Genomic DNA, 21,567 nt, shown 5'->3' on the forward strand with positions numbered 1-21,567 from the left:
ATCGGCGCGGCTCTATAAGGGGCTGGAGCCGGTCTTTTTTGTGCTTTCAGCAAATATTATTCCGATGTCGAACCATGATATAATGTGTCCGACACTGAGAGTAGGAGCATCCAGAATGCAGAAGCTTATATTTTTTGTAGGGATGGCCGGAACCGGAAAAACGACGGTCGCGAGAGAGCTAAGCAAATGCTTGCCGGCTGCCTTCCTCGACCGGGATACGATCGGCGGCCGCTTCGTGGAAGCGGTGCTGGAGATGAAGGGGTTGGACAAAAACGACCGTGATTCCGCGTTTTACAAGGCGAACTTGCGCGATTTGGAATATGATACGACGAAGGACGTCTGCATCGAGAATTTGGCGGCCGGCCAGAACGTCTTTATGATCTCTCCGTTTACGTCGGAGCTGCAAAACAAAGCGTGGATCGAGGACGTGATTAACGCTGCCGGACTAACTAGGGAGCAGCTCGATATAAAAGTGATCGTTGTAACGCTTCAAAATAAGGAGCTGCAGCGCGAGCGAATCGTCGGCAGACAAACCGAGCGCGACCAATGGAAGCTTGCCCATTGGGGCGACTTTCAAAGCAGAGGGGATTTCGTGCCCGTAATCAATTGGGACATCCCGGCCGGCAGCATCATGGTTTTCGACAACAGCGGCGAAATGACGGAAGAGAAGGTTGAACGGCTTCGATCTTTCGTATTGAGCTAAGGACTGCATGGACCCCAAAAAGAGAAAACGGCCGACCCGGTCCCGAGCGTGCTCGGCCGAGTCGGCTTTCTTGTTTCTTATGAGCGCGACCGGATTTCCTGCCGCATGAAGAGCAGGTACGACAGACCGAAGCAAATCATGGTCGCAGAAAGCATGCCTGTCAGCTGCGGCCAAACAAGCAGCAGGCTTTGACCAAGCGGCAGAGGGCTTGGCAGCGCGCCGACGACCTGCTCCATGGTGAGCGGGCCGAGCGAGCGTACGCTCGGCATAAGAAGCGTCGTGTTCGCTTCGTTAAAGAGCTCGGAGGGCGACAAGCGGTTCAGCGCCAGCATCAGCTTCTGGTAGCCCATTACATCGGACGCCCCGGATTCCGCGGACGGCGCCGTTCCCTTGGCGATCAGGTTCAGGATCATTCCATAGAAGACGGAGAAGAAGATCCACACCGCGAGGCCAGCCAGGGCCGATGTCGTCGCTTGCCGGAACCGGACCGAGAACAAAATAGACAGATTGAGCCAGAACCCGATATAAACGACGGCCGTCAGCAGGAACAGCAGCACTCTTAGGAATTCCTCCGAAGTAGGCGGGTAGCCAATGACGATCAAGCCTAGACCCATCACAAGAAATCCGAGCGAGAAGATGGCGGCCGTGATGACGAGTAAAGTGGAGACGAACTTCGCCTTCAGGAAATCGTCCCTGTAGATCGGCTGGGAGATCAGCCTGCTGAGCGTGCCTTTGCTCCGTTCCGTGTTCACGGCGTCAAACCCAAGAGCGATCCCCATAAGCGGCCCCAGAAAGGAGACGAACGCGATAAAGTTAGGCAGCGTTCCGTCCGATAAGGTGAACATCTGCAGGAAGGCCGCGCCTTGTTCGTCGCCGCTTCCGCCGCGCAGCGCGGTGACCGCCGAATAGACCGAGCCGATGCAGGCGAGCAGAATGATGCCCATCAGAATCGCGAAGCGCCAGCTTCGCACGTGATCCCCGACCTCCTTGCGAACCATGACCCAGAAGGCCGAGGATGCGGCCGGCTTCTCAGACGCGGGACTCCTGGAAATCGATAGCCGGGGAAGCCGGCTCCAAACCCAACTACGCTCCACTTGCTTCGCCTCCTTCAAAAAAACGCCGGTATACGTCGTCCAAACTGTACGTCCGCTTGCGAATCGACACGAGAATCGATTCGGCGGCCGCTACGCGAGCGATTAAGCCCGTCACGTCCGCCTCGCAAACGACTTCCACGGCTGTCGCAGCCGCAAGGCCGTTCGGGCCTCCCTCGGCTTCCCGTATAGCCGTCACGCCTTCAACGTTCAGCAGCGATTGTCGCAGCCGGTCGCTCCAATCCGCCACCTCAAGCTCGACGACGATCGCGTCTTCTTCTTCGAGCGACCGCGAGAGCTGCTCAAGTCCGCCGCAGGCGACCAGCCTGCCGCCGACGAACAAGCCGACCCGATCGCAAATTTGTTGGACCTGCTGAAGGTGATGCGACGAGAGCAGCACGGTCAGCCCTTCCTCCTTGCTGAGCGCCGTTATCAGCTCCAGAAGCTCGGTGACCCCCTTCGGGTCGATGCCGAGGGTCGGTTCGTCGAGAATGATCATCTCGGGGCGCTTAATCAATACATCCGCCAAACCGAGCCGCTGTCGCATCCCCCGGGAGAACGTCCCGACCTTCTTCCTTCCGGACGCCGCGAGACCCACGCGCTCAAGCAAGTCTGCCGCGTTCGAGATGGCCTCTTGCTCCGAAAATCCGTTCAGCCTGGCGGTATAGACCAGGTTGTCGAGGGCGGTCCGATCCTCGTAGAAGCCCAGATCGTCGGGCATGTAGCCAATCCGGCGCTTAATCTCCAGGGCGTTGCGCGCCGGATCGAGCCCGAACACGCGTACCGTTCCGCCGCTCGGCTCCGTCAGCCCGAGCATCATAAGAATCGTTGTCGTTTTGCCGGCGCCATTCGGTCCGAGCAGGCCGAATACTTCCCCTCTCCGGATGGCCAAGTCCAAACGATTTACGGCAAGATGGCTGCCGTAGGCTTTGGTCAGACCCTTCAGCTCCACGGCGACGTCAGGATTTGCGATTTCCCGATCCACTGTCAACGCCTCCCGTATGTGCGGAATAACCAATAGATGCCGCCGGCCACGGCCGCGATGATCAAGATGCCGATCCAGCCCCAAAGCGAGGACGACTTGACGGCGACCCTGATCGCGGCGTCGGCCGACTTTTGCGAGGTGTTCGCGCTCAGGTTAAGCGCGTAGTCGCCCGGCAGGGACTGCTCGGCGGACTCGATGACGGCCTGGACGCTTGCCGTCTTGCCCGGCTCGAGCGAACGGATGGTTTTCGGCTCGAAGGTCACTTCCCAGTCGGTAGGCGTCTGCGCGGTCAAGCTGATATCCTCCAGCTTGGCGGTGCCCGTATTGGTGACGATAAGCTGCAGCGAGCGGGTGCCGCCGGCCTTCACCGTCGCGTTCAACCGTTCGTCGGCCGTGTTGAGCCCGATGCCGTATGTTCCGGTAATGACGGCCTCCAGCGTCGTCTCCGCTTTGGTCGCGCTGTTCGCGGCCATGATCGGAATGCTGTACGTGCCGGCTTTCACTTGATCGGGCGGCAGAAGCTCGACCGATATCGTTTGGGAGGCGTTCGGATCGACGGTTACCGAAGTTACGCCGTTGCCGCCGGAGGTGAACCGTGCTTCCCAGCCGTTATCTGCGGCCGCGGCAAGAGCGTATGTTTGCTCCTCGGCGGTTTGGTTGGTCAGCTTGGCCGAGAAGGTGAAGCTCGAATCCGCATGCCCTTCTATATTGGCTTGCTCCACCTCCAGCTTCGAGGTGAAGGTGCCTTTCTCCGCGACGAAAACGCGCAGCGGCAGCTGGGCGTCCCCTGCGGTAACCGTGAAGCGATATTCCCCTTTGTCGATTTCGAGGGGGACGTCGAGTCTCAGGCTGAGGGACTCCGAGCCGCCCGCTTTGACGGCGAGCTGCTTGATGACCCGCCCGCCGGCCGTCAGCTCGTAGGTCCAGCCGTTCGTCTCATTTTGAAACCCGATATCCGCCTTCATCGTCTCCCCTCCGCGGTTAAGCAGCTCGATCGCGTAGCTCACGGATTCCCCCGGGGCGGCGTCCACGGCCGTATACGGCGTATAGAGCTCGAGCGCGCTCGCGGCACGCGCCGATTGGGGAGAAATAAACAACCCTCCCGTCCAAAGAATGACGGCAACTAGAGCCAGGATCGACGCCTGGCGGCATGCTTTGCGCATGGCAATCAACCTCCGAATTAGTCTTTGTCGGGCTTTTAGGCGCCCTTCATCTGGAGTACGCCCCAGGAAGCCGTTTGGATTTATAGCCGAAAAAAATTTTTTTGGAGTTTTCAACCGAACGATTTTTTGATAAATAAAAAAATAAGAACATGTCGGGAGGGAGATGCAAGGTGCGTCAAGTGGAGTCCGACGCTTGGCTGGAACGGGATCAGGAAGGGATGGCTGCGGCGCTTCGGGAGATGTGCGAGGGCTCGAGCGAAGCCTTCAATCTGTTCTACAGCAGCTACGCGCCGCTGGTGCTGCGCATCGCGTGCCGGATGCTCGGGGACCGGATGGAGGCGGAGGATGTCTGTCACGATATTTTCCTGGAGGCGATCCGGAAGGGACATCGATATGAAGCGGCGAGAGGCTCGGTCGATTCCTGGCTGGCCGTGATGACCAAAAGCCGCTGCATGGACAGGCTCAGGAAGAGAAGCCGAACCGTCTTCATCGCTCCGGAGGAGAGCGAGGATAAGCTGAGGGTCGATGCCGGCCCGGAAGAGAAGGCGCTGGCCACGCTGGAGAAAAGGGCCGTCAAGGAAGCGCTCGGAGAGCTGCCGGAAGCGCAGCGCAACGCGCTGGTGACGGCTTATTTCGGCAACCGCACCCACCGGGAGCTGGCCGAGGAATGGCAGGTTCCGCTTGGAACGGTCAAATCGTGGATCCGTTACGGCACCCAAAATCTTCGGAAGGCGTTGTCGCGAAGAGGCTGGGCCGCCGAAGGCTATGGAAGGGAGGAGCGGGAAGGATGAAGAGGGAATGGAGCAAGCCTGGGGATGTGAGCCGGTCATGCGAGGCGGGCTACGCGGAGCAGCATTGGATTGACCTGGCGCTCGGCCGGACGGATAGGAGCCGTCAGGCGACGCTGCTGAATCATTTGGACGTCTGCGGGCATTGCCGGGCCGCGCATGACGAGTGGAGCAAGCTTCTGATCGCAGATGCTGCCGGCGCCTGCGGAATGGAAGAGCCGCTTGAGCTGCCGGCGAAACGACGTTCGTCGCTCGAACGGCAGGTAAGGCGCATCCGCGCGGGGAAGCGCCTCAAGAAAAGCTTGCTCGCGGGGGCATCCGCCGCCGCCGCCGCCGTCATGATTGCCGTCGCTCTGTTGAACAGGGGCCCGGTCGTGGAGCCGGACACGCATCTCATCTCGTATGTGGAGCAGATGGAGCCTGCCGCTTTACGGATGATGCAGGCTGCCGATACGTCGCGTTATAGCATTTTGCCGCAAGGCAATCGTCAGGAATCGGGATTCCTCTGGCTAAGCGGAGACAGCAAGGAAGCGTTTCTCATCCTGGAGCATTTGAACGGCCGAGCGAATTCGGATTACCAGGCTTGGGCGGTGCAAGGGACTAGAAGCGATTCGCTGGGGCTGGTGAAGCTTTCGGAGGACAGGGGCTATTTGCACATAAAAGCGGATATATTGCCGGCGGCGGAGAACATCGCTCTCAGCGCAGAACCGCAAGGCGGGAGCCTCCGGCCGACGACCCGGCAAATCGTGCTTCTCATGCTGCCAAAAAGGTGAGAGTTGCCCGGAAAACGGATTAAAGCAGGGGGAAGCCGCCGCGTCACGCAAGTACAGGGGCTAAGAGGGGCCCCTGTACTTGCGTCGTAGTTCGCAGAAACCCGTACCAGCCGGGATACTGCGACGCAAGAGCGGAAGAGGATGTGATAACCCTCATTTCATCAGGTTATATTGGCGTTATCGAAGGTTCTTTGACAAACCGATTTTCTCTAGTGCTGTTTCAAGAATGGGGTCGAACTGTGTTTTTCTCCATATCTGGCGGTAGCCCAGATGTTCATAGAGTCCGAGGGCGCGCTCATTAACAGCCGCAACATGAATCTGAGCTTGCGCATATCCCCGATCGGATATTTCTGCTTCGAGAGCTTTAATAAGAGCACTTCCGGCGCCGCGTCCTTCGAAGGCGGGGTCTATCCATATGTCGCTAATGGTATCATCGGCGCGTTCACAAGCTCCGATGCCAGCAGCCTCCCCATCTATTTCGGCTACCAGCACTCTCGATCCCATTTCATGAAGAAAAGGCAGAAACGGATTTTCTTTTTCGATTTCTCTTGAAACATGCTCAGGCACATGCGGCTTAATTCCTTTACTCCATGCCGCAAGACCAATTCGAGCGAGATGGTTTACTTCGTCAGTCTTTGCCGATCGAATCACTAGCATTATGGTGTATCCTTCCATTCGCGACTATGCAGGCATTATAATTCGGTACTCGTAAAACAGGACAGGAACGGTTTTTACATTAAGAATATCATTCGCTTCCCGACAACATCGTACGAACGAAAAAAAACTCCAATCCCTTTCGTATCAAGGGGTTGGAGGTTTTATGTATCGGTTCATCACGGAATCATTGGAAGGTATATGGCGTCCCAGGAGGGATTCGAACCCCCGACAACTCGCTTAGAAGGCGAGTGCTCTATCCGACTGAGCTACTGGGACGCGTAATTGATACTATAGCATGAGGTAGTATGTCTTTGCAAGCTGTTATTCAAAAAATAGGCGGTATTTTTTTCTCGGGACTGCGCGTGGTATAATCGGACGCAAGAATGCAAGCTTCTGGTTTATTTTTGCGGAGTACCACGAAGGCGGTGAGAACATTACAACTCCTCAAGAACCCCAAGACCCTCATGGAGAGGGCAGGGACAACGTATATTTATTCCCGAACATGCTGGACCAGTATCAGATTCAGCTGACGCGGATGCTGGAAGCGGAGCAATACCGGGAAGCAAAGCAATTGCTGCGATTCCTGCTTCAGTGCCAAGGCCAGGAGAAGCGCCACTACGAGGAATGGGATAGCCTGCTTGGCTGGCTGGAGATGGCGTTCCCGGATGGCGAAGGCGCTTTGGAAGGCGCGGAGGAAGAATCCGACGACGAAGAAGCGATTCGCGAGCAGCTGCTGCGTCCGCCGAATCAAGACGATGCGTATATCAGCCAAGTCATGTACATCATGCAGCATCATCCGATGCTGGATCAGCAGATGCTGGCGCTCGAGAGGGCGGCGTACATCGAGGACGGCCGCGTGACGCAAATGATCCTGGAGTGGCTGGAGCGGGATTCGGTGCATCCCATCGTGCAGTTCAAAGCTCTTCAATGCCTGCGTAAGCGGGGGGCTGTAGGTGCCGTTGCCTTGAATCGCCTGGACGAGCAGGTCGTGCTCGACATCGAGCAGACGCCTCTTACGATGGACGACTTTCCGGAGCCGATCGGACGCATCCAAGAGAGGACCGAATCCGTCGCCGAGGTGGACGACCCTACATTGCCTCATTTCGCAAGGGAGCTTTGGAAGGAAAGTCTGCAGTTTCTGTACGGAACCTCGGCCTATCGCTGGATGCTGGACGACAGCGAAGAGACCGTGGATTGCTTCGCCGCCGCGCTCCATTTGACGCTCCATCTGACCGTCTACGGCTCGGCGAACGACGATGATATCCGCGATACATACGGCATTACCGACAGCATGAGATTCCGTTATGAACAAGCTTGCAGGACGCTTAGAAGCGTGGCGATGCTGCTGCAAACGGGCGGCGGCGAAAGCGAGCCTTGAAATGCTTGTCCAACTTGATTATAATGGAATGGTTTATGAACGTGAAAACATGTGTAGTTAAGCGCATTTTTGGAGGGGAAGGCATAAAATGAAAGCTACTTGGGAAAAAATAGACAAGAACATCGTATCCATCGATGTAGAGGTTGACGCCGACAAAGTCGCGTCCGCCTTGGATCAAGCCTTTAAGAAGGTTTCCGCGAAGGTAAACGTTCCGGGCTTCCGTAAAGGCAAAGTGCCGCGCGGCATTTTTGAATCCCGTTTCGGCGTGGAGAGCCTGTATCAAGACGCGATCGACATTCTTCTTCCGGAAGCTTATACGGCTGCGGTAAGAGAGAACGAAATCGAGCCGGTTGACCGTCCGGAGATCGACGTCACGCAATTCGCGAAAGGCCAAACGTTCAAATTCGTGGCCAAAGTTACCGTTAAGCCTGAAGTGAAGCTTGGCGAATACAAAGGTCTTGAAGTCGAAGCGGTAGAAGCCGCTGTTACGGAAGAAGAGATTTCGGCTGAGCTTGAGCGTCTGCAATCGCGTCACGCCGAGCTTACGGTTGTTGAAGACGGTGCCGCTCAGAATGGCGACATCGCGGTTATCGACTTCGACGGCTACGTAGACGGCGAGCAATTCGAAGGCGGCTTTGCCGAGCGTTATTCCCTGGAGCTGGGCTCGGGCTCGTTCATCCCAGGCTTCGAGGAGCAAGTCGTGGGCATGCAGCTGGGCGACTTCAAGGACGTAGAAGTTACGTTCCCTGAGAGCTACCACGCGGAGCATCTGGCGGGTAAGCCTGCCGTGTTCAAAGTGAAGCTGCACGAGCTGAAACGCAAATCGCTTCCGGCTCTAGACGACGAGTTCGCCAAAGACGTCAGCGAATTCGACACGCTGGAAGAGTACAAGCAAGATCTGGCTGCCAAGCTGAAAGAGCGCAAGGAGAAAGAAGCCGAGCAAGCGCTCGAAGTTGCCGTTGTCGACAAAGCAACTGCCGCTGCCGAGGTTGAAATCCCTGCCGCGATGATCGATACCGAAACCGACTACATGGTGAAGGACTTCGAAAACCGCCTCAAGATGCAAGGCATGAATTTGGAGCTGTATTTCCAATTCTCCGGTCAGAGCGAAGAAGTGCTTCGCGGCCAAATGCGCGCCGACGCCGAGAAACGCGTTCGCAACAACCTGGTTCTGGAAGCTATCGCGAAAGCGGAAGGCTTCGAGGCAACGGCTGAAGACCTGAACGAAGAGCTCGAGAAATTGTCCAAGCAGTACAACCGTCCTGCCGAAGAGCTTCGCAGCATTTTCGAGAAGAATGGCAATATCAGCAACCTGAACGAAGACATTCTGCTGCGCAAGACGATTAAGTTCTTGCTTGACAACAGCAAAACGGCGTAAATGAAATTCCGGATATCATCCGGTATAGAAGAATAAGCAGTACCCAAGATAAGGCGCGTTTACCATACGTGCCTTATTTTGACCTTACATATCGCACGACCGCAGGACCCCGCGGAACATCCGCATACATATAGCAAGACCGCTTTCGCATACGCTAATAGAGGAAATATGACAGACATAACCGTACGTGTTACAATGAGATAGCAACATACATTCCCATAAAAGAAAAGAGGTTGGTCGCATGAATCTGGTACCGATCGTAGTAGAACAGACGAATCGCGGTGAACGGTCCTATGACATCTACTCCCGTCTGCTTAAGGATCGTATTATTTTCCTCGGAAGCGCGATTGATGACGATGTCGCGAACTCTGTTATTGCTCAGCTGCTGTTTCTGGCGGCCGACGATCCGGAGAAGGACATCCATCTCTACATCAACTCCCCCGGCGGCTCCGTGACGGCGGGCATGGGTATATTCGATACAATGCAATACATCAAGCCGGACGTATCCACGATCTGCATGGGCATGGCGGCAAGCATGGGCTCGCTCCTGCTGACGGCAGGCGCGAAGGGCAAACGCTTCGCTCTTCCGAATGCAGAGGTCATGATCCATCAGCCGCTTGGCGGCGTGCGCGGCCAGGCGACCGATATTAAGATCCATGCCGACTGGATTCTGAAGACGAAGCAGAAGCTGAACCAAATCTATGTCGAGCGTACGGGCCAGCCGTACGATAAGATCGACCGCGATACCGACCGCGACTACTTTATGAGCGCGGACGAGGCTTTGGCTTACGGCTTGATCGACAAGGTCATTACTTCGCCGGGCCTTGTTTAAAGACTTAATTGAAGGGGTGAGCGCATGTTTAAATTCAATGACGAGAAAGGCCAGTTGAAATGCTCGTTCTGCGGCAAATCTCAGGATCAGGTTCGCAAGCTTGTAGCCGGTCCTGGCGTCTATATATGCGATGAGTGTATCGAGCTTTGCACGGAAATCGTGGAAGAGGAGCTCGGCAACGAAGAAGAGCTGGATCTCAAAGATATTCCGAAGCCGAAGGACATACGGGCGATTCTCGATTCGTACGTTATCGGTCAAGAGTCCGCGAAGAAATCGCTGTCCGTAGCGGTGTATAACCACTACAAACGAATCAACTCCGGCAGCAAGATCGAAGACGTCGAGCTGCAGAAGTCCAACATTCTGCTTCTCGGTCCTACGGGCTCCGGCAAGACGCTTCTCGCGCAGACCATGGCAAAGATTTTGAACGTGCCATTCGCGATCGCGGACGCCACTTCGCTCACGGAAGCGGGTTATGTCGGCGAGGACGTGGAGAACATCCTGCTTAAGCTGATCCAAGCAGCGGATTACGACGTGGAGAAAGCGGAACGCGGCATCATCTACATCGACGAAATCGATAAAGTCGCCCGCAAATCCGAGAACCCGTCCATTACGCGCGACGTGTCCGGCGAGGGCGTGCAGCAAGCCCTGCTCAAGATTTTGGAGGGCACGGTTGCTTCCGTTCCGCCGCAAGGCGGCCGCAAGCATCCGCATCAGGAGTTCATCCAGATCGATACGACGAACATCTTGTTCATCTGCGGCGGCGCTTTCGACGGCCTGGAGCAGCTGATCAAGCGCCGTATCGGCAAGAAGGTGATCGGATTCAGCTCCGGCGGCGAAGCCCAGAAGGATCTGAAGCCAGGCGAGTACTTGTCCATGGTTCTGCCGGAAGACCTGCTCAAGTTCGGTCTCATTCCGGAGTTCGTCGGACGTCTGCCGGTCATCTCGACTTTGGAGCCGCTTGACGAGCCGGCGCTCGTTCGCATCCTGTCGGAGCCGAAGAACGCTCTCGTGAAGCAATACCAGAAGCTGCTCGAGATGGACAACGTGAAGCTGGACTTCGAGCCGGCCGCGCTGGATGCCATCGCGAAGGAAGCGATTAAACGCAATACCGGCGCCCGCGGACTTCGCGCCATCATCGAGGGCATCATGCTCGACGTGATGTACGAGGTTCCTTCCCGCGACGACGTCAGCACTTGCCTCATCACGGAGAAATCGGTGCAGGATCGAATCATGCCCGAGCTATCGGCCAAGAAAGGCAAGAAGAAGGAAGAAAGCGCCTAATATCGTCGGCGATTCGCCGAACAACGTCCACCCCATGGTCCCGCGCCCCGCGCATGGCCGCGGGGTGGACTTTCGTCTGCTTATGTACGATAATATAAGGGTTGAAACGTAAAATGATTTCATAACGTATATAGGTCTTATTAGCTAGGGTGGGAGAGATCGATTATGTATTTGCGCCAGGACACGGTTGCGGTCAAGGTCGGCGATTTGACGATTGGCGGCAGCAACGAAGTTATTATACAGAGCATGTGCACCACGAAGACGGCGGATGTGGAAGCGACCGTCGCCGAGATTCTTCGGCTTGAAGAAGCGGGCTGCCAGATCGTGCGGGTTACCGTCAACAACAAGGAAGCGGCGGAAGCCATCAAAGAAATCAAGAAGCGCATCCATATTCCTCTGGTAGCGGACATTCACTTCGATTACAGGCTGGCTCTCGCGGCGATCGAGAACGGCGTCGATAAGGTCCGCATCAATCCCGGCAATATCGGCCGACGCGAGAAGGTAGAGGCCGTCGTGAAAGCGTGCAAAGAGAAGGGCATTCCGATCCGAATCGGCGTCAACGCGGGTTCCCTCGAGAACCATTTGCTTGAGAAGTACGGTTACCCGACGCCGGAAGCGATGGTGGAGAGCGCTTTGTTCCACATCGGCATCCTGGAGGAGCTGGACTTCCACGACATCATCGTGTCGCTGAAGGCATCGGATGTGCCGATGGCTATCGCCGCTTACAGCATGGCGGCGGAGAAGATCAGGTATCCGCTTCATCTCGGCATTACCGAGGCCGGCACGCTGCATTCCGGCACGATCAAGAGCTCGGCCGGTATCGGAGCGCTGCTTGCGCTCGGCATTGGCAACACGGTACGGATCAGCTTAAGCGCGGATCCGGTGGAGGAAGTGAAGGTCGCAAGAGAGCTGCTGAAGACGTTCGGCTTGATCACGAACGCGGCAACGCTGATTTCCTGTCCGACATGCGGACGCCTGGATATCGATTTGTTCTCCATTGCCAACGAAGTCGAAGAGTACATCGCCAAGATTAAGGTGCCGATCAAGGTTTCCGTGCTTGGCTGCGCGGTTAACGGTCCCGGCGAAGCGCGGGAGGCGGATATCGGCATTGCGGGCGCCCGGGGCGAGGGCATGCTGTTCCGGTACGGAGAGATGATCCGGAAGGTGCCCGAAGCTGAGCTGCTTAACGAGCTGAAGCGCGAGATCGACGAGATTGTAAGAGTGTTCGAAGAGACGGGCGAAATTCCTGGCCGCAAGGACCATATGCACGCATAATAGGCAGGCAAAAAGAGATCTTCCTCAAACGAGGAGATCTCTTTTTTTGCTGTGGCGGGGATTATACGTCGTCTTCATCCAAATCCGCCTCCGGTGACGATGACGGAGATGCGTCCGGCCGAATGATATTCGTCAGTCTATCGAGCAGGGCAACCGCGTTCGCTTTTGTTTCCTCAAGCTCGGACAAGGTGTCTTCCCTATTCTCGATGTTCGTAAGCTGCGTATTCAATTGCTGTTTGACGAACGAGCTGCCTTCATCGACGATGACAATCGCTGCGTTTATAAGGCCTTTGAGCAATTCGAAATGCATAGTGATCCCCCCTTTCCGTGTTGATAGATTCATCTTATTCAAGCTTGCGGGGCATGTAAGGGAGATTGTCCGAGGCGTTACGCCCGATTCGTTTTTGAACAGTCCTTGTCCACCGGGCGATTTAATGCTATTTTCCGTACGAGCGGCGATTATTCCGAATCGCAAGAGGCAATACTGACTGAATACGGATATAATTAACGGCTGGGCTTTGTCCGGTTGCCGCAGGCAAATGCGGCTCCGGCGTCTACGTTTTCGCTTGAAAGGAGCGGGTGGGTTATGAATTTAAGTCTCGTTTTAATGTTGGTTCAGGTGTTTTTTGCGGTTGTTATCGGTCTCTATTTCTGGAATTTGCTTCGTAATCAGAAGACCAACCGCTCGGCGGTAGACCGCGAATCCAAAAAAGAAATGGATAAGCTGAGAAAGCTGCGCTCCGTCTCGCTGACGAAGCCGCTCGCGGAGAAGACAAGACCGCAGACGATGGGGGACATCATCGGGCAGAGGGACGGTCTTCGCGCGCTCAAGGCGGCATTATGCAGCGCGAACCCGCAGCATGTCATTATTTACGGTCCTCCCGGAGTAGGGAAGACGGCGGCGGCCCGCGTCGTTCTGGAGGAGGCCAAAAAAAATCCGGCATCCCCGTTCCTGCCCGAGGCAAAGTTCACGGAGATCGACGCGACGACCGCTCGTTTCGACGAGAGAGGTATTGCCGATCCGCTGATCGGCTCCGTGCACGATCCGATTTATCAAGGCGCCGGAGCGATGGGGGTTGCGGGAATTCCCCAGCCGAAGCCGGGAGCCGTGACGAAGGCGCATGGAGGAATTCTGTTTATCGATGAGATTGGGGAATTGCATCCCGTCCAGATGAATAAATTATTAAAGGTTCTGGAAGACCGGAAAGTATTTTTGGAGAGCGCCTACTATAACTCGGAGGACGCGAACATTCCGCTCTACATACACGATATTTTCCAAAACGGCTTGCCCGCGGATTTTCGACTGGTTGGCGCTACGACTAGGTCGCCTCAAGAAATTCCGCCCGCCATTCGCTCGCGCTGCATGGAGGTATATTTCCGCCCGCTATTGGCGGATGAAATCGCCCAGGTCGCCGAAAACGCCGTCAAAAAAATCGGGTTCGGTCCTTGCCCGGAGGCGATCGACGTCGTCAAGAGGTACGCGACGAACGGCCGGGAGGCGGTCAATGTGATCCAATTGGCGGCGGGCGTCGCGTTGTCCGAGAAACGCGACCGCATCTCGGCCTCCGATATCGAGTGGGTCGTGAACAGCAGTCAAATTCCGCCCCGTCCAGACCGCAAGGTGCCGTCCGAGCCGCAGATCGGCTTCGTGAACGGACTTGCCGTATACGGCCCTAATATGGGGACGCTGCTCGAGATCGAGGTAAGCGCGATCGAGGCGGCCAAAGGCCGCGGGCAGTACACGATTACGGGCGTCGTGGACGAAGAGGAGCTCGGCGGCGGCTCCCGCACGCTGCGCCGGAAAAGCATGGCGAAGGGCTCTGTGGAGAACGTATTAACCGTGCTCCGCCGCAAAGGCTTGAATCCGCAGGATTACGACCTGCATATCAATTTTCCGGGCGGGACGCCAATCGACGGACCTTCCGCAGGCATCGCCATGGCGACGGCTATCGCTTCCGCCATTATGGGCGTACCGGTCGATAATAAGCTGGCCATGACGGGCGAAGTCGGCATTCACGGCAACGTGAAGCCGGTTGGCGGCGTTCTTGCCAAGGTGGAGGCGGCGTTCCAGGCAGGAGCCGTTCAAGTCATAATTCCGCGGGAAAACTGGCAGGCTATATTCGCCGACCTTGACGGGCTCAAGGTGATTCCGGTAGACCGCGTGGAGGAAGTGTTCGGCCACGTCTTCCCGGAGTCGGTTCTTCCGGAAGAAACAGAAGAGAAGCCGGTGCAATCGGACGCGTTCCTGCCTTCGAACGTCCCCTATTTGCAGGCGGATTCCGCAGAATGATAAAATAAGCTAGATGCATAAGAATGGAGGTGCTGGCATGGGACCTGGCAAATCGAAAGGTCGTCGTCTGCCCCTGCTTCCGCTTAGAGGGCTGCTCGTGTATCCCAGCATGGTGCTCCACTTGGATGTGGGCAGGGATAAATCCGTTCGCGCGCTGGAGAGGGCAATGGTCGACGACCATATGATCTTGTTATGTTCGCAATCGGAAGTGAATATCGAAGATCCGACGGAAGAGGATATTTATAAAGTCGGCACCATCGTGAAGGTCAGGCAGATGCTGAAGCTGCCGAACGGCACAATCCGCGTTTTGGTCGAAGGGGTCGTCAGGGCGGAAGTTCAAAGCTATCTATCGAACGAAGAATTCTACGAGGTGCTCGTGAAGGAGCTTCCGGAGCCAGAGACAGACGATCCGGAAGTGGACGCGTTAATGCGTTCGGTCCTTAACCAATTCGAGCACTATATTTCCTTGTCGAAGAAAGTGACCCCGGAAACTTACGCCGCGGTATCGGATATCGACGAGCCGGGCAGGCTGGCGGACGTCATCACGAGCCATTTGTCGCTGAAGATCAAGGATAAGCAGGACATTCTGGAGACGATTGACGTCGCCGCCCGATTGGAGCGGCTTCTCGATCTGCTGAACAACGAGCGCGAGGTGCTGGAGCTGGAGCGGCAGATTAACCAGCGCGTCAAGAAGCAGATGGAGAAGACGCAGAAGGAATATTACCTCCGCGAGCAGATGAAAGCGATCCAGAAGGAGCTCGGCGATAAGGAAGGCCGGGCCGGCGAAGCCGAGGAGCTGCGCAACCAGCTGGAGGAAGCCGGCGTTCCGGACAGCGTCCGCGAGAAGGTCCAGAAAGAAATCGAGCGTTTGGAGAAGATGCCGCCTTCATCGGCCGAGGGAGGCGTAATCCGCAATTATATCGATTGGTTACTTGCGCTGCCATGGAGCAAAAAAACGGAAGACGATCTGGTGCTAGCCAAAGCCGAAGAAATATTGAACGAAGACCATTACGGTTTGGAGAAGCCCAAGGAACGCGTGCTTGAATATTTGGCCGTGCAGAAGCTGGTCAAGAAGCTGAAAGGGCCGATTCTTTGTCTCGTGGGTCCTCCCGGCGTCGGCAAAACGTCGCTTGCCCGTTCCGTAGCGAAATCGCTGGGGCGCAAATTCGTCCGTATCTCCCTTGGCGGAGTAAGAGACGAAGCGGAAATTCGCGGACATCGACGCACCTATGTCGGCGCGATGCCGGGGCGCATCATGCAAGGGATGAAGACGGCCGGCAGCATGAACCCGGTATTCCTCTTGGACGAGATCGACAAGATGGCCTCCGACTTCAGGGGCGATCCTTCGTCGGCGCTGCTCGAGGTGCTGGATCCCGAACAGAACAATACGTTCAGCGATCATTACATCGAAGTGCCGTTCGACTTGTCGGGCGTCATGTTCGTCACGACGGCCAATGCGCTTCACACGATTCCGCGCCCTCTCCTTGACCGGATGGAGGTTCTGTACATTCCGGGTTATACGGAGCTGGAGAAGGAGAAGATCGTGGAGAAGTATCTGCTGCCTAAGCAGAAAAAAGAGCATGGTTTGACGGAGGAGCAGCTGCAAGTCGAAGACGAGGCGGTTCGCATTCTGATCCGCGAATATACGCGCGAGGCCGGCGTTCGCAACTTGGAGCAGCAGATCGCGGCCGTATGCCGCAAAGCGGCCAAGCATTTTGTGGCCGAGGAGAACGGAGAAGCCGCCGCCGAGCCGGTGAAGGTCGACGTCGCGAAGATTAAGGAATGGATCGGGCCGCCTAAATTCAGGTACGGCCTCGCCGAGATCGAGAATCAGATCGGAGCGGTAACGGGGCTCGCCTGGACGGAGGTTGGCGGGGATACGCTCGTGATCGAAGTGACGGTCATGCCGGGCAGCGGCAAACTGACGCTCACCGGCAAGCTGGGCGACGTCATGAAGGAATCCGCGCAGGCGGCGTTCAGTTATATCAGATCCAAAGCCGCGGAGCTAAACATTGATCCGGCATTCCACGAGAAAAACGATATTCATATTCATATTCCGGAAGGCGCCATACCGAAAGACGGCCCTTCCGCCGGCATCACGATGGCGACGGCGCTTATCTCCGCGCTCACGAACCGCTATGTCAACAAGGAAGTGGCGATGACCGGCGAAATTACGCTGAGAGGCAGGGTGCTGCCGATCGGCGGCTTGAAGGAGAAGTCGCTGGCGGCGCATCGCGCAGGCATCAAGAAGGTGCTGCTGCCGAAAGACAACGAACGGGATTTGCGCGATATCCCGGACAGCATCCGCGAGGCGATGGAATTCGTGCCGGTGAGCCATATAGACGAAGTGCTGAAGCACGCGCTGCTGCCGGTCGCGACAGAGGAGAGGGCAGGTACTACGATTTCATGAAGATACTAGACGCACAATTCGTCATCAGCGCGGTAAGACCGCAGCAATACCCGGAGGACGCCCTGCCAGAGATCGCTCTGGCCGGGCGCTCCAACGTTGGGAAATCATCGCTGATTAATAAACTTATCCTACGCAAAAACTTAGCAAGAACAAGCTCGCAGCCCGGCAAAACGCAGCAGCTGAACTATTACCGGGTGAACGACTTGTTGTATTTGGTGGACTTCCCCGGCTATGGCTACGCCAAAGTATCCAAAACGCAAAGGGAAAAATTCGGGGAGATGATCGAGACTTATCTGCGCGACCGCGAGCCTCATAAGCTGCAGCTGCTCATCATTGATATCCGCCATGAACCGTCGAAGGACGACGTGCTGATGTACAACTGGCTTAAGCATTACGAAATTCCGACTTGTATCGTCGCGACCAAAGCGGACAAGATCCCGAGGTCGAAGTGGGACAAACACGTCAAGATGGTCAAGACGACGCTGGAGGCAGATCCGCGCGATCCGGTCGTATTGTTCTCCTCCGAGACGGGTCTTGGCCGCGAGCAGCTGTGGGACGTTATTCTGGGCGCGATCGCAAGCGAGGAAGAAAGCCCTTGATGTTCTTCCATAAAGCAGAGAATACAGGGTAATTCCGAGGGTTCTTTGTGGATTCTTCCGTTTTTTCTTGAAATATGATCGAAAATGAAGATTAATGGGCAGGAAAGAAATTGGCAGATCACGTATAATAAACATAAGCAATGCTGAAAAGGCTGCCATTGGTTGAAATCGATGGGGTCTCAAAGAATTGAGGAGATTTTTATGGCTAAGCGGCTAGCCACAGAGTATGTAAATGCCAAACTGCAGTTTAAAGTCGATGAGATGTCCCGTTTTATTGCCCTTATGGAGGATGGGCAGCTGCGCTTGCAGGTGCTGGTGCTCGATAACGGCAATCAGGAACTCCTTCTACACGACGTAGCAGGGAAGGAAGAAGTCCGGCTTACCTTCGAACGGAGGCAGGATTATTACGTTTGCGAGCTCTCATGCCGTCTTGTCGAACCTCGGCTTGCGAACGCGCTTCGCAAAGCGGTTTCCGCTTTCCGGGGCAACGCGATCGTCAACCGTATCTACAGCCATTATACGATGATCTATCACTATACGAACGGCACAGTCCAGAAGATTGTGGAGAGCACGGATTCGGGCGAACGTGTCGTATTCGAGCACAAGGACACCCTTGGCCAGCTCGAGAGAGTATTCCGCAGCCGACTGATCGAACGGGAGATCGGGCTTGTGCAAGGAGCGGTGAACGAACTGCTGGACCTGCGCAACCAGACCACGGACAGAGGGGAGATCGCTACGATCGACCAGAAGCTGACGGAGCTTACCCGCAAGTTGTTTATGCTGGAAGCCTAGTCTTTACAAGGACGAAATCCGGTATGGAAGAGGGGCCGCTTGATGCGGCTTCTTTTTTTTGCGCAGCAAGTAGCGGGACAATCCCCGCATACATAGATTGATACGTAATCTTGCTGGCAGAGGGTTTTAAGTTTAGCAAAAAAAACTATTGCATTTATCACGGATAGATGTTATTTTTATTTTCGTTGAAAACATTGCTGCAATGAAAATTAGGAACCAGGATTCACTCAGGACATGGTTATGTTGCGAGAGATTAATCCCTCGGGAAGTGAATGACGTAGGTCCTAGCGGATGAAATTTTTTAAACATTTTATTCCTAGGAAGGGGGAACCGAAAGATGGAATACTCAACTTTCGGAAGACACGTTGCTGTTGATGCTTGGGGTGTAGATTTTGATTTGCTGAACAGCGCTGAATTTTTGCAATCTCACATGGTAGAGGCTGCTGAAGCATGCGGCGCAACGGTATTGTCGGTGCAATCCAAACAATTTGAACCTCAAGGCGCAACGGTGCTCGTGCTGCTGTCGGAGAGTCACCTCTCGATTCACACGTATCCTGAGAGAGGCTTTGCCGCGCTGGACTGCTATACCTGCGGTGAAACTGTTGATCCTCAGCTCGCGATCGATTACATGCTGGCGGTGCTGAAGCCGAAGACGGCTCATGCGAAGAAGCTTGTTCGCGGCATGGGCGAGCTGCAAGTAGAAGAACCAAAGATGAAACAAATCGAGCTGGTATAACGGCTCATAAACGTATGATACGGAGATAACCATGGAGCCCTTCCATGGTTATTTCTTTGTACAAAAATGGGCATAATGAAAAAAAGTATTTTCAAACATTATTCATAAATGAACCCTTTATGAATGTCGAACTATGCTATAATTATCGATAACATCGAAGGGAATTGGACTAGCAGAAGAAGGAGGCAGGTGATCGCTCATGCACATTATCGCAGTTGGTCTTAATTATAAGACGGCTCCAGTCGAAGTGAGGGAGAAGTTCACGTTCGCCGATCGAGAATTGCCGGCCGCGCTGAAAGGCCTCATGGAAACGAAGAGCATTATGGAATGTGTTATTGTAGCCACTTGCAACCGCACGGAACTATACGCGGTCGTAGATCGGCATCATCTATGCGGCCATTACATTCGCAGCTTCATGGAGAAATGGTTCAACCTGCCAAGAGCGCAATTTACGAACCATCTATATATGTACGAGGACGGGAAGGCGATCCAGCATCTCTTCCGGGTGACGAGCGGACTTGATTCGATGGTCATCGGAGAGACGCAGATCTTGGGACAGGTGAAGAACGCCTTCTTGCTCGCGCAAAGCGAGAAAACGACGGGAACGGTATTTAACATGCTGTTCAAGCAGGCGGTGACGCTTGCGAAGCGGGCGCATTCGGAGACGATGATCGGGGAGACGGCAGTGTCCGTCAGCTACGCGGCCGTCGAGCTGGGCAAGCAGATCTTCGGCCAGTTCAACAAGAAGACCGTCATGGTCATCGGAGCCGGCGAGACCGGGGAGCTGACCGCCAAGCATCTATACGCGAACGGCGCCGAGCGGGTTATCGTCGTCAACCGCACGTTCGAGAGAGCGGCGCAGCTGGTGGATAAGTTTAACGGCATTCCGTACTCGATGGAAGAAGCGGTCAACAAGCTGCACGAAGCGGATATCATTATCAGCTCAACGGGCGCGGAAAGCTACGTGCTGACGCGGGAGCAGGTGAAGGAAGCGATGAAGAAACGGAAGTCGAAGCCCCTGTTCATGATCGATATCGCGGTTCCTAGGGATCTCGATCCGTCGATCGCCGCAGTGGACAATGTATTCTTGTACGATATCGACGATCTGGAGGGCATCGTGCAAAGCAACCTGGAGCAAAGAAGATTGGAAGCTGCAAAGATCGAATCGATGATCGATTGGGAGATGCAGCAGTTCGAGCAATGGTATAAGACGCTCGGCGTCGTGCCGCTCATCCGAGCCCTGCAAACCAAGTCCGCGGAAATCCACGAAGAGACGATGAACAGCCTGTCCAACAAGCTGCCGGACCTCGACGAGCATCAGATGAAGGTGATCCGCAAGCTGACCAAGAGCATCGTGAACCAAATGATGCAGGATCCCATTCTGCGCATCAAGGAGATGGCTGGAGAGAAGCGAGCTGAAGAAGCGATGGATATGTTCGTGAAGCTGTTCGCGCTGGAGGAGCAGCTTGCGGAGTCGAGCAAGGAAGAGCTTATCCGGTCGGCGGAAGCCACCTCCGTTCCGGCGAAGCATGCCGAGCTTGCGCATCAGAATGCGGCTGCCCCTGCATTTGCCCGCCCGTAAGCGGAAGGCAATCTCCTGGCGGATAAAGTGGAGGAGCTATGGGATACGCGAACTGGATATATGATGGAATATTATATTTGTACGCCCTGAGCCTTCTGTTTTATTTCTCCGACTTCATGAATGCAAGCCGGAGAGCGAAACGGATCGGTACAGGGCTGCTTATTTTTGTATGGGTGCTGCAGTCTGCGTTTCTAATCACCCGGTTCATCTCGCATTTGGAGCTGCCCCAGCTGACCTCATTCGTCTATTGGCTGGCGTTCTCCTGGCTGCTTGTTACGGCCTCGCTAGTGATCAGCCGATTTTTTCATATCGAATACATGGTATTCTTCGTTAATGTCATCAGCTTCGCCGTGCTTGCGCTAAATTTTTACACTAGCTCCGCGCAGGATCGGAATTATGCGCTGTGGCAGACGACGAGAGAGCTGCTCTACATACATATCAGTCTGATCTTATGCGCTTACGCGGCGCTGACGATCGGCGCTTTGCTGGCCGCCATGTACTTGTTCCTGCACCACCGGCTGAAGAGCAAGCGCTGGTCCAAGTACATCCGCAGATATCCTAGCTTGGACGCGATCGAACGTTATGCCGACAGATCCGTTATTATCGGAGTGCCGCTTCTGGCGATGTCGCTTGCGGTTGCCGCCACGATGCTGATCGCCGGAGACAAAGCAATGCTGCTGCTCGATTGGAAGGTGCTTACGTCCTTCGCGTCCCTGCTCGCCTATATCGTGTACGTGTATCAGAGGGCGGTCAATAATCGCCCGGGACAGCAGCTTGCGAAGGTCTATATGTTTGCGTTCGGCATGCTTATCTTAAGCGTTCTGACGAATTCTTTATCTTCTTTTCATTAGAGA

At 55.3% G+C, this 21,567-nt stretch carries 20 protein-coding genes and 1 tRNA gene; 15 read left to right on the plus strand and 6 right to left on the minus strand.

Annotated features, from left to right (window positions below; all coding sequences use genetic code 11):
* Window positions 1–115 precede the first annotated feature (115 nt).
* Entirely contained in the window at window positions 116–703 is a 588-nt protein-coding gene (locus NQZ67_RS01750; RefSeq protein WP_257442162.1) for a P-loop nucleotide/nucleoside kinase family protein, read from the plus strand.
* A 77-nt stretch (window positions 704–780) separates the two neighbouring features.
* On the opposite strand, the gene NQZ67_RS01755 is transcribed toward NQZ67_RS01750, so the two are convergent.
* The 3 genes from NQZ67_RS01755 to NQZ67_RS01765 all read right to left on the minus strand — a co-directional run bounded on the left by NQZ67_RS01755 (window position 781) and on the right by NQZ67_RS01765 (window position 3,942).
* On the minus strand, window positions 781–1,701 hold the full coding sequence (locus NQZ67_RS01755) for an ABC transporter permease (protein WP_257442407.1): 921 nt from the start codon (window positions 1,699–1,701) through the stop codon (window positions 781–783).
* An 85-nt stretch (window positions 1,702–1,786) separates the two neighbouring features.
* On the minus strand, window positions 1,787–2,779 hold the full coding sequence (locus NQZ67_RS01760; RefSeq protein WP_257442164.1) for an ABC transporter ATP-binding protein: 993 nt from the start codon (window positions 2,777–2,779) through the stop codon (window positions 1,787–1,789).
* 2 nt (window positions 2,780–2,781) lie between these two features.
* The gene (locus NQZ67_RS01765) at window positions 2,782–3,942 is read right to left on the minus strand and encodes a COG1470 family protein (protein WP_257442166.1); all 1,161 of its coding nucleotides are present in this window, start codon (window positions 3,940–3,942) and stop codon (window positions 2,782–2,784) included.
* Window positions 3,943–4,112: 170 nt separating this feature from the next.
* On the opposite strand from NQZ67_RS01765, the gene NQZ67_RS01770 reads away from it, so the two are divergent.
* Window positions 4,113–4,733, plus strand: coding sequence for an RNA polymerase sigma factor (locus NQZ67_RS01770; RefSeq protein WP_257442168.1), 621 nt, complete (start codon window positions 4,113–4,115; stop codon window positions 4,731–4,733).
* A complete protein-coding gene (locus NQZ67_RS01775) occupies window positions 4,730–5,503 on the plus strand; it encodes an anti-sigma factor domain-containing protein (RefSeq protein WP_257442169.1) in 774 nt (257 codons plus the stop codon). Before NQZ67_RS01770 ends, NQZ67_RS01775 begins: the two co-directional genes overlap by 4 nt.
* Before the next feature lie 177 nt (window positions 5,504–5,680).
* Here the strand turns inward: NQZ67_RS01775 and NQZ67_RS01780 are convergent, their stop codons facing one another.
* Window positions 5,681–6,160, minus strand: coding sequence for a GNAT family N-acetyltransferase (locus NQZ67_RS01780; protein WP_257442171.1), 480 nt, complete (start codon window positions 6,158–6,160; stop codon window positions 5,681–5,683).
* A 199-nt stretch (window positions 6,161–6,359) separates the two neighbouring features.
* Window positions 6,360–6,436 (minus strand) — tRNA-Arg (locus tag NQZ67_RS01785).
* Window positions 6,437–6,662: 226 nt separating this feature from the next.
* Between NQZ67_RS01785 and NQZ67_RS01790 the strand changes: the two genes are divergently transcribed.
* The 5 genes from NQZ67_RS01790 (at window position 6,663) to ispG (ending at window position 12,304) form a co-directional block, all read left to right on the plus strand.
* The gene (locus NQZ67_RS01790; protein ID WP_257442172.1) at window positions 6,663–7,538 is read left to right on the plus strand and encodes a hypothetical protein; all 876 of its coding nucleotides are present in this window, start codon (window positions 6,663–6,665) and stop codon (window positions 7,536–7,538) included.
* 88 nt (window positions 7,539–7,626) lie between these two features.
* Window positions 7,627–8,916: a trigger factor gene (gene tig / locus NQZ67_RS01795; RefSeq protein WP_257442173.1), complete on the plus strand. Its 1,290-nt coding sequence runs from the start codon at window positions 7,627–7,629 to the stop codon at window positions 8,914–8,916.
* A gap of 241 nt (window positions 8,917–9,157) precedes the next feature.
* Window positions 9,158–9,748: an ATP-dependent Clp endopeptidase proteolytic subunit ClpP gene (gene clpP / locus NQZ67_RS01800; protein ID WP_257442174.1), complete on the plus strand. Its 591-nt coding sequence runs from the start codon at window positions 9,158–9,160 to the stop codon at window positions 9,746–9,748.
* Window positions 9,749–9,772: 24 nt separating this feature from the next.
* Window positions 9,773–11,029, plus strand: coding sequence for an ATP-dependent protease ATP-binding subunit ClpX (gene clpX, locus NQZ67_RS01805; protein WP_257442175.1), 1,257 nt, complete (start codon window positions 9,773–9,775; stop codon window positions 11,027–11,029).
* A 165-nt stretch (window positions 11,030–11,194) separates the two neighbouring features.
* Window positions 11,195–12,304 carry a flavodoxin-dependent (E)-4-hydroxy-3-methylbut-2-enyl-diphosphate synthase gene (gene ispG, locus NQZ67_RS01810; protein WP_257442176.1) on the plus strand — a complete coding sequence of 370 codons (1,110 nt, stop codon included), beginning with the start codon at window positions 11,195–11,197 and terminating at the stop codon, window positions 12,302–12,304.
* Between the two features lie 61 nt (window positions 12,305–12,365).
* On the opposite strand, the gene NQZ67_RS01815 is transcribed toward ispG, so the two are convergent.
* Window positions 12,366–12,614: a hypothetical protein gene (locus tag NQZ67_RS01815; RefSeq protein ID WP_257442178.1), complete on the minus strand. Its 249-nt coding sequence runs from the start codon at window positions 12,612–12,614 to the stop codon at window positions 12,366–12,368.
* Window positions 12,615–12,890: 276 nt separating this feature from the next.
* On the opposite strand from NQZ67_RS01815, the gene lonB reads away from it, so the two are divergent.
* The 7 genes from lonB to ccsA all read left to right on the plus strand — a co-directional run bounded on the left by lonB (window position 12,891) and on the right by ccsA (window position 21,564).
* A complete protein-coding gene (gene lonB / locus NQZ67_RS01820; protein ID WP_257442180.1) occupies window positions 12,891–14,594 on the plus strand; it encodes an ATP-dependent protease LonB in 1,704 nt (567 codons plus the stop codon).
* 37 nt (window positions 14,595–14,631) lie between these two features.
* Entirely contained in the window at window positions 14,632–17,004 is a 2,373-nt protein-coding gene (gene lon, locus NQZ67_RS01825) for an endopeptidase La (RefSeq protein WP_257442182.1), read from the plus strand.
* Entirely contained in the window at window positions 17,001–17,603 is a 603-nt protein-coding gene (gene yihA, locus NQZ67_RS01830; RefSeq protein ID WP_257442183.1) for a ribosome biogenesis GTP-binding protein YihA/YsxC, read from the plus strand. Before lon ends, yihA begins: the two co-directional genes overlap by 4 nt.
* Before the next feature lie 201 nt (window positions 17,604–17,804).
* Complete coding sequence (locus NQZ67_RS01835; protein ID WP_257442186.1) at window positions 17,805–18,395, plus strand: non-ribosomal peptide synthetase module; 591 nt, start codon at window positions 17,805–17,807, stop codon at window positions 18,393–18,395.
* 337 nt (window positions 18,396–18,732) lie between these two features.
* On the plus strand, window positions 18,733–19,131 hold the full coding sequence (gene speD / locus NQZ67_RS01840; protein WP_119601759.1) for an adenosylmethionine decarboxylase: 399 nt from the start codon (window positions 18,733–18,735) through the stop codon (window positions 19,129–19,131).
* 199 nt (window positions 19,132–19,330) lie between these two features.
* Entirely contained in the window at window positions 19,331–20,713 is a 1,383-nt protein-coding gene (gene hemA / locus NQZ67_RS01845) for a glutamyl-tRNA reductase (RefSeq protein ID WP_257442189.1), read from the plus strand.
* Window positions 20,714–20,751: 38 nt separating this feature from the next.
* Entirely contained in the window at window positions 20,752–21,564 is an 813-nt protein-coding gene (gene ccsA, locus NQZ67_RS01850; RefSeq protein WP_257442195.1) for a cytochrome c biogenesis protein CcsA, read from the plus strand.
* Window positions 21,565–21,567 lie beyond the last annotated feature (3 nt).

It is taken from the genome of Paenibacillus soyae (genome assembly GCF_024623455.1).
Lineage (GTDB): Bacteria > Bacillota > Bacilli > Paenibacillales > Paenibacillaceae > Pristimantibacillus > Pristimantibacillus soyae.

What these genes read in the sequence shown, in the direction of transcription:
- clpP (WP_257442174.1), top strand. Translation starts at nt 9,158, where the DNA reads ATGAATCTGGTACCGATCGTAGTAGAACAGACGAATCGCGGTGAACGG.
- NQZ67_RS01765 (WP_257442166.1), bottom strand. Translation starts at nt 3,942, where the DNA reads ATGCGCAAAGCATGCCGCCAGGCGTCGATCCTGGCTCTAGTTGCCGTC.
- NQZ67_RS01780 (WP_257442171.1), bottom strand. Translation starts at nt 6,160, where the DNA reads ATGCTAGTGATTCGATCGGCAAAGACTGACGAAGTAAACCATCTCGCT.
- lon (WP_257442182.1), top strand. Translation starts at nt 14,632, where the DNA reads ATGGGACCTGGCAAATCGAAAGGTCGTCGTCTGCCCCTGCTTCCGCTT.
- NQZ67_RS01835 (WP_257442186.1), top strand. Translation starts at nt 17,805, where the DNA reads ATGGCTAAGCGGCTAGCCACAGAGTATGTAAATGCCAAACTGCAGTTT.
- ispG (WP_257442176.1), top strand. Translation starts at nt 11,195, where the DNA reads ATGTATTTGCGCCAGGACACGGTTGCGGTCAAGGTCGGCGATTTGACG.
- ccsA (WP_257442195.1), top strand. Translation starts at nt 20,752, where the DNA reads ATGGGATACGCGAACTGGATATATGATGGAATATTATATTTGTACGCC.
- NQZ67_RS01775 (WP_257442169.1), top strand. Translation starts at nt 4,730, where the DNA reads ATGAAGAGGGAATGGAGCAAGCCTGGGGATGTGAGCCGGTCATGCGAG.
- hemA (WP_257442189.1), top strand. Translation starts at nt 19,331, where the DNA reads ATGCACATTATCGCAGTTGGTCTTAATTATAAGACGGCTCCAGTCGAA.
- NQZ67_RS01755 (WP_257442407.1), bottom strand. Translation starts at nt 1,701, where the DNA reads ATGGTTCGCAAGGAGGTCGGGGATCACGTGCGAAGCTGGCGCTTCGCG.
- NQZ67_RS01790 (WP_257442172.1), top strand. Translation starts at nt 6,663, where the DNA reads ATGCTGGACCAGTATCAGATTCAGCTGACGCGGATGCTGGAAGCGGAG.
- lonB (WP_257442180.1), top strand. Translation starts at nt 12,891, where the DNA reads ATGAATTTAAGTCTCGTTTTAATGTTGGTTCAGGTGTTTTTTGCGGTT.
- NQZ67_RS01750 (WP_257442162.1), top strand. Translation starts at nt 116, where the DNA reads ATGCAGAAGCTTATATTTTTTGTAGGGATGGCCGGAACCGGAAAAACG.
- tig (WP_257442173.1), top strand. Translation starts at nt 7,627, where the DNA reads ATGAAAGCTACTTGGGAAAAAATAGACAAGAACATCGTATCCATCGAT.
- clpX (WP_257442175.1), top strand. Translation starts at nt 9,773, where the DNA reads ATGTTTAAATTCAATGACGAGAAAGGCCAGTTGAAATGCTCGTTCTGC.
- speD (WP_119601759.1), top strand. Translation starts at nt 18,733, where the DNA reads ATGGAATACTCAACTTTCGGAAGACACGTTGCTGTTGATGCTTGGGGT.
- NQZ67_RS01815 (WP_257442178.1), bottom strand. Translation starts at nt 12,614, where the DNA reads ATGCATTTCGAATTGCTCAAAGGCCTTATAAACGCAGCGATTGTCATC.
- yihA (WP_257442183.1), top strand. Translation starts at nt 17,001, where the DNA reads ATGAAGATACTAGACGCACAATTCGTCATCAGCGCGGTAAGACCGCAG.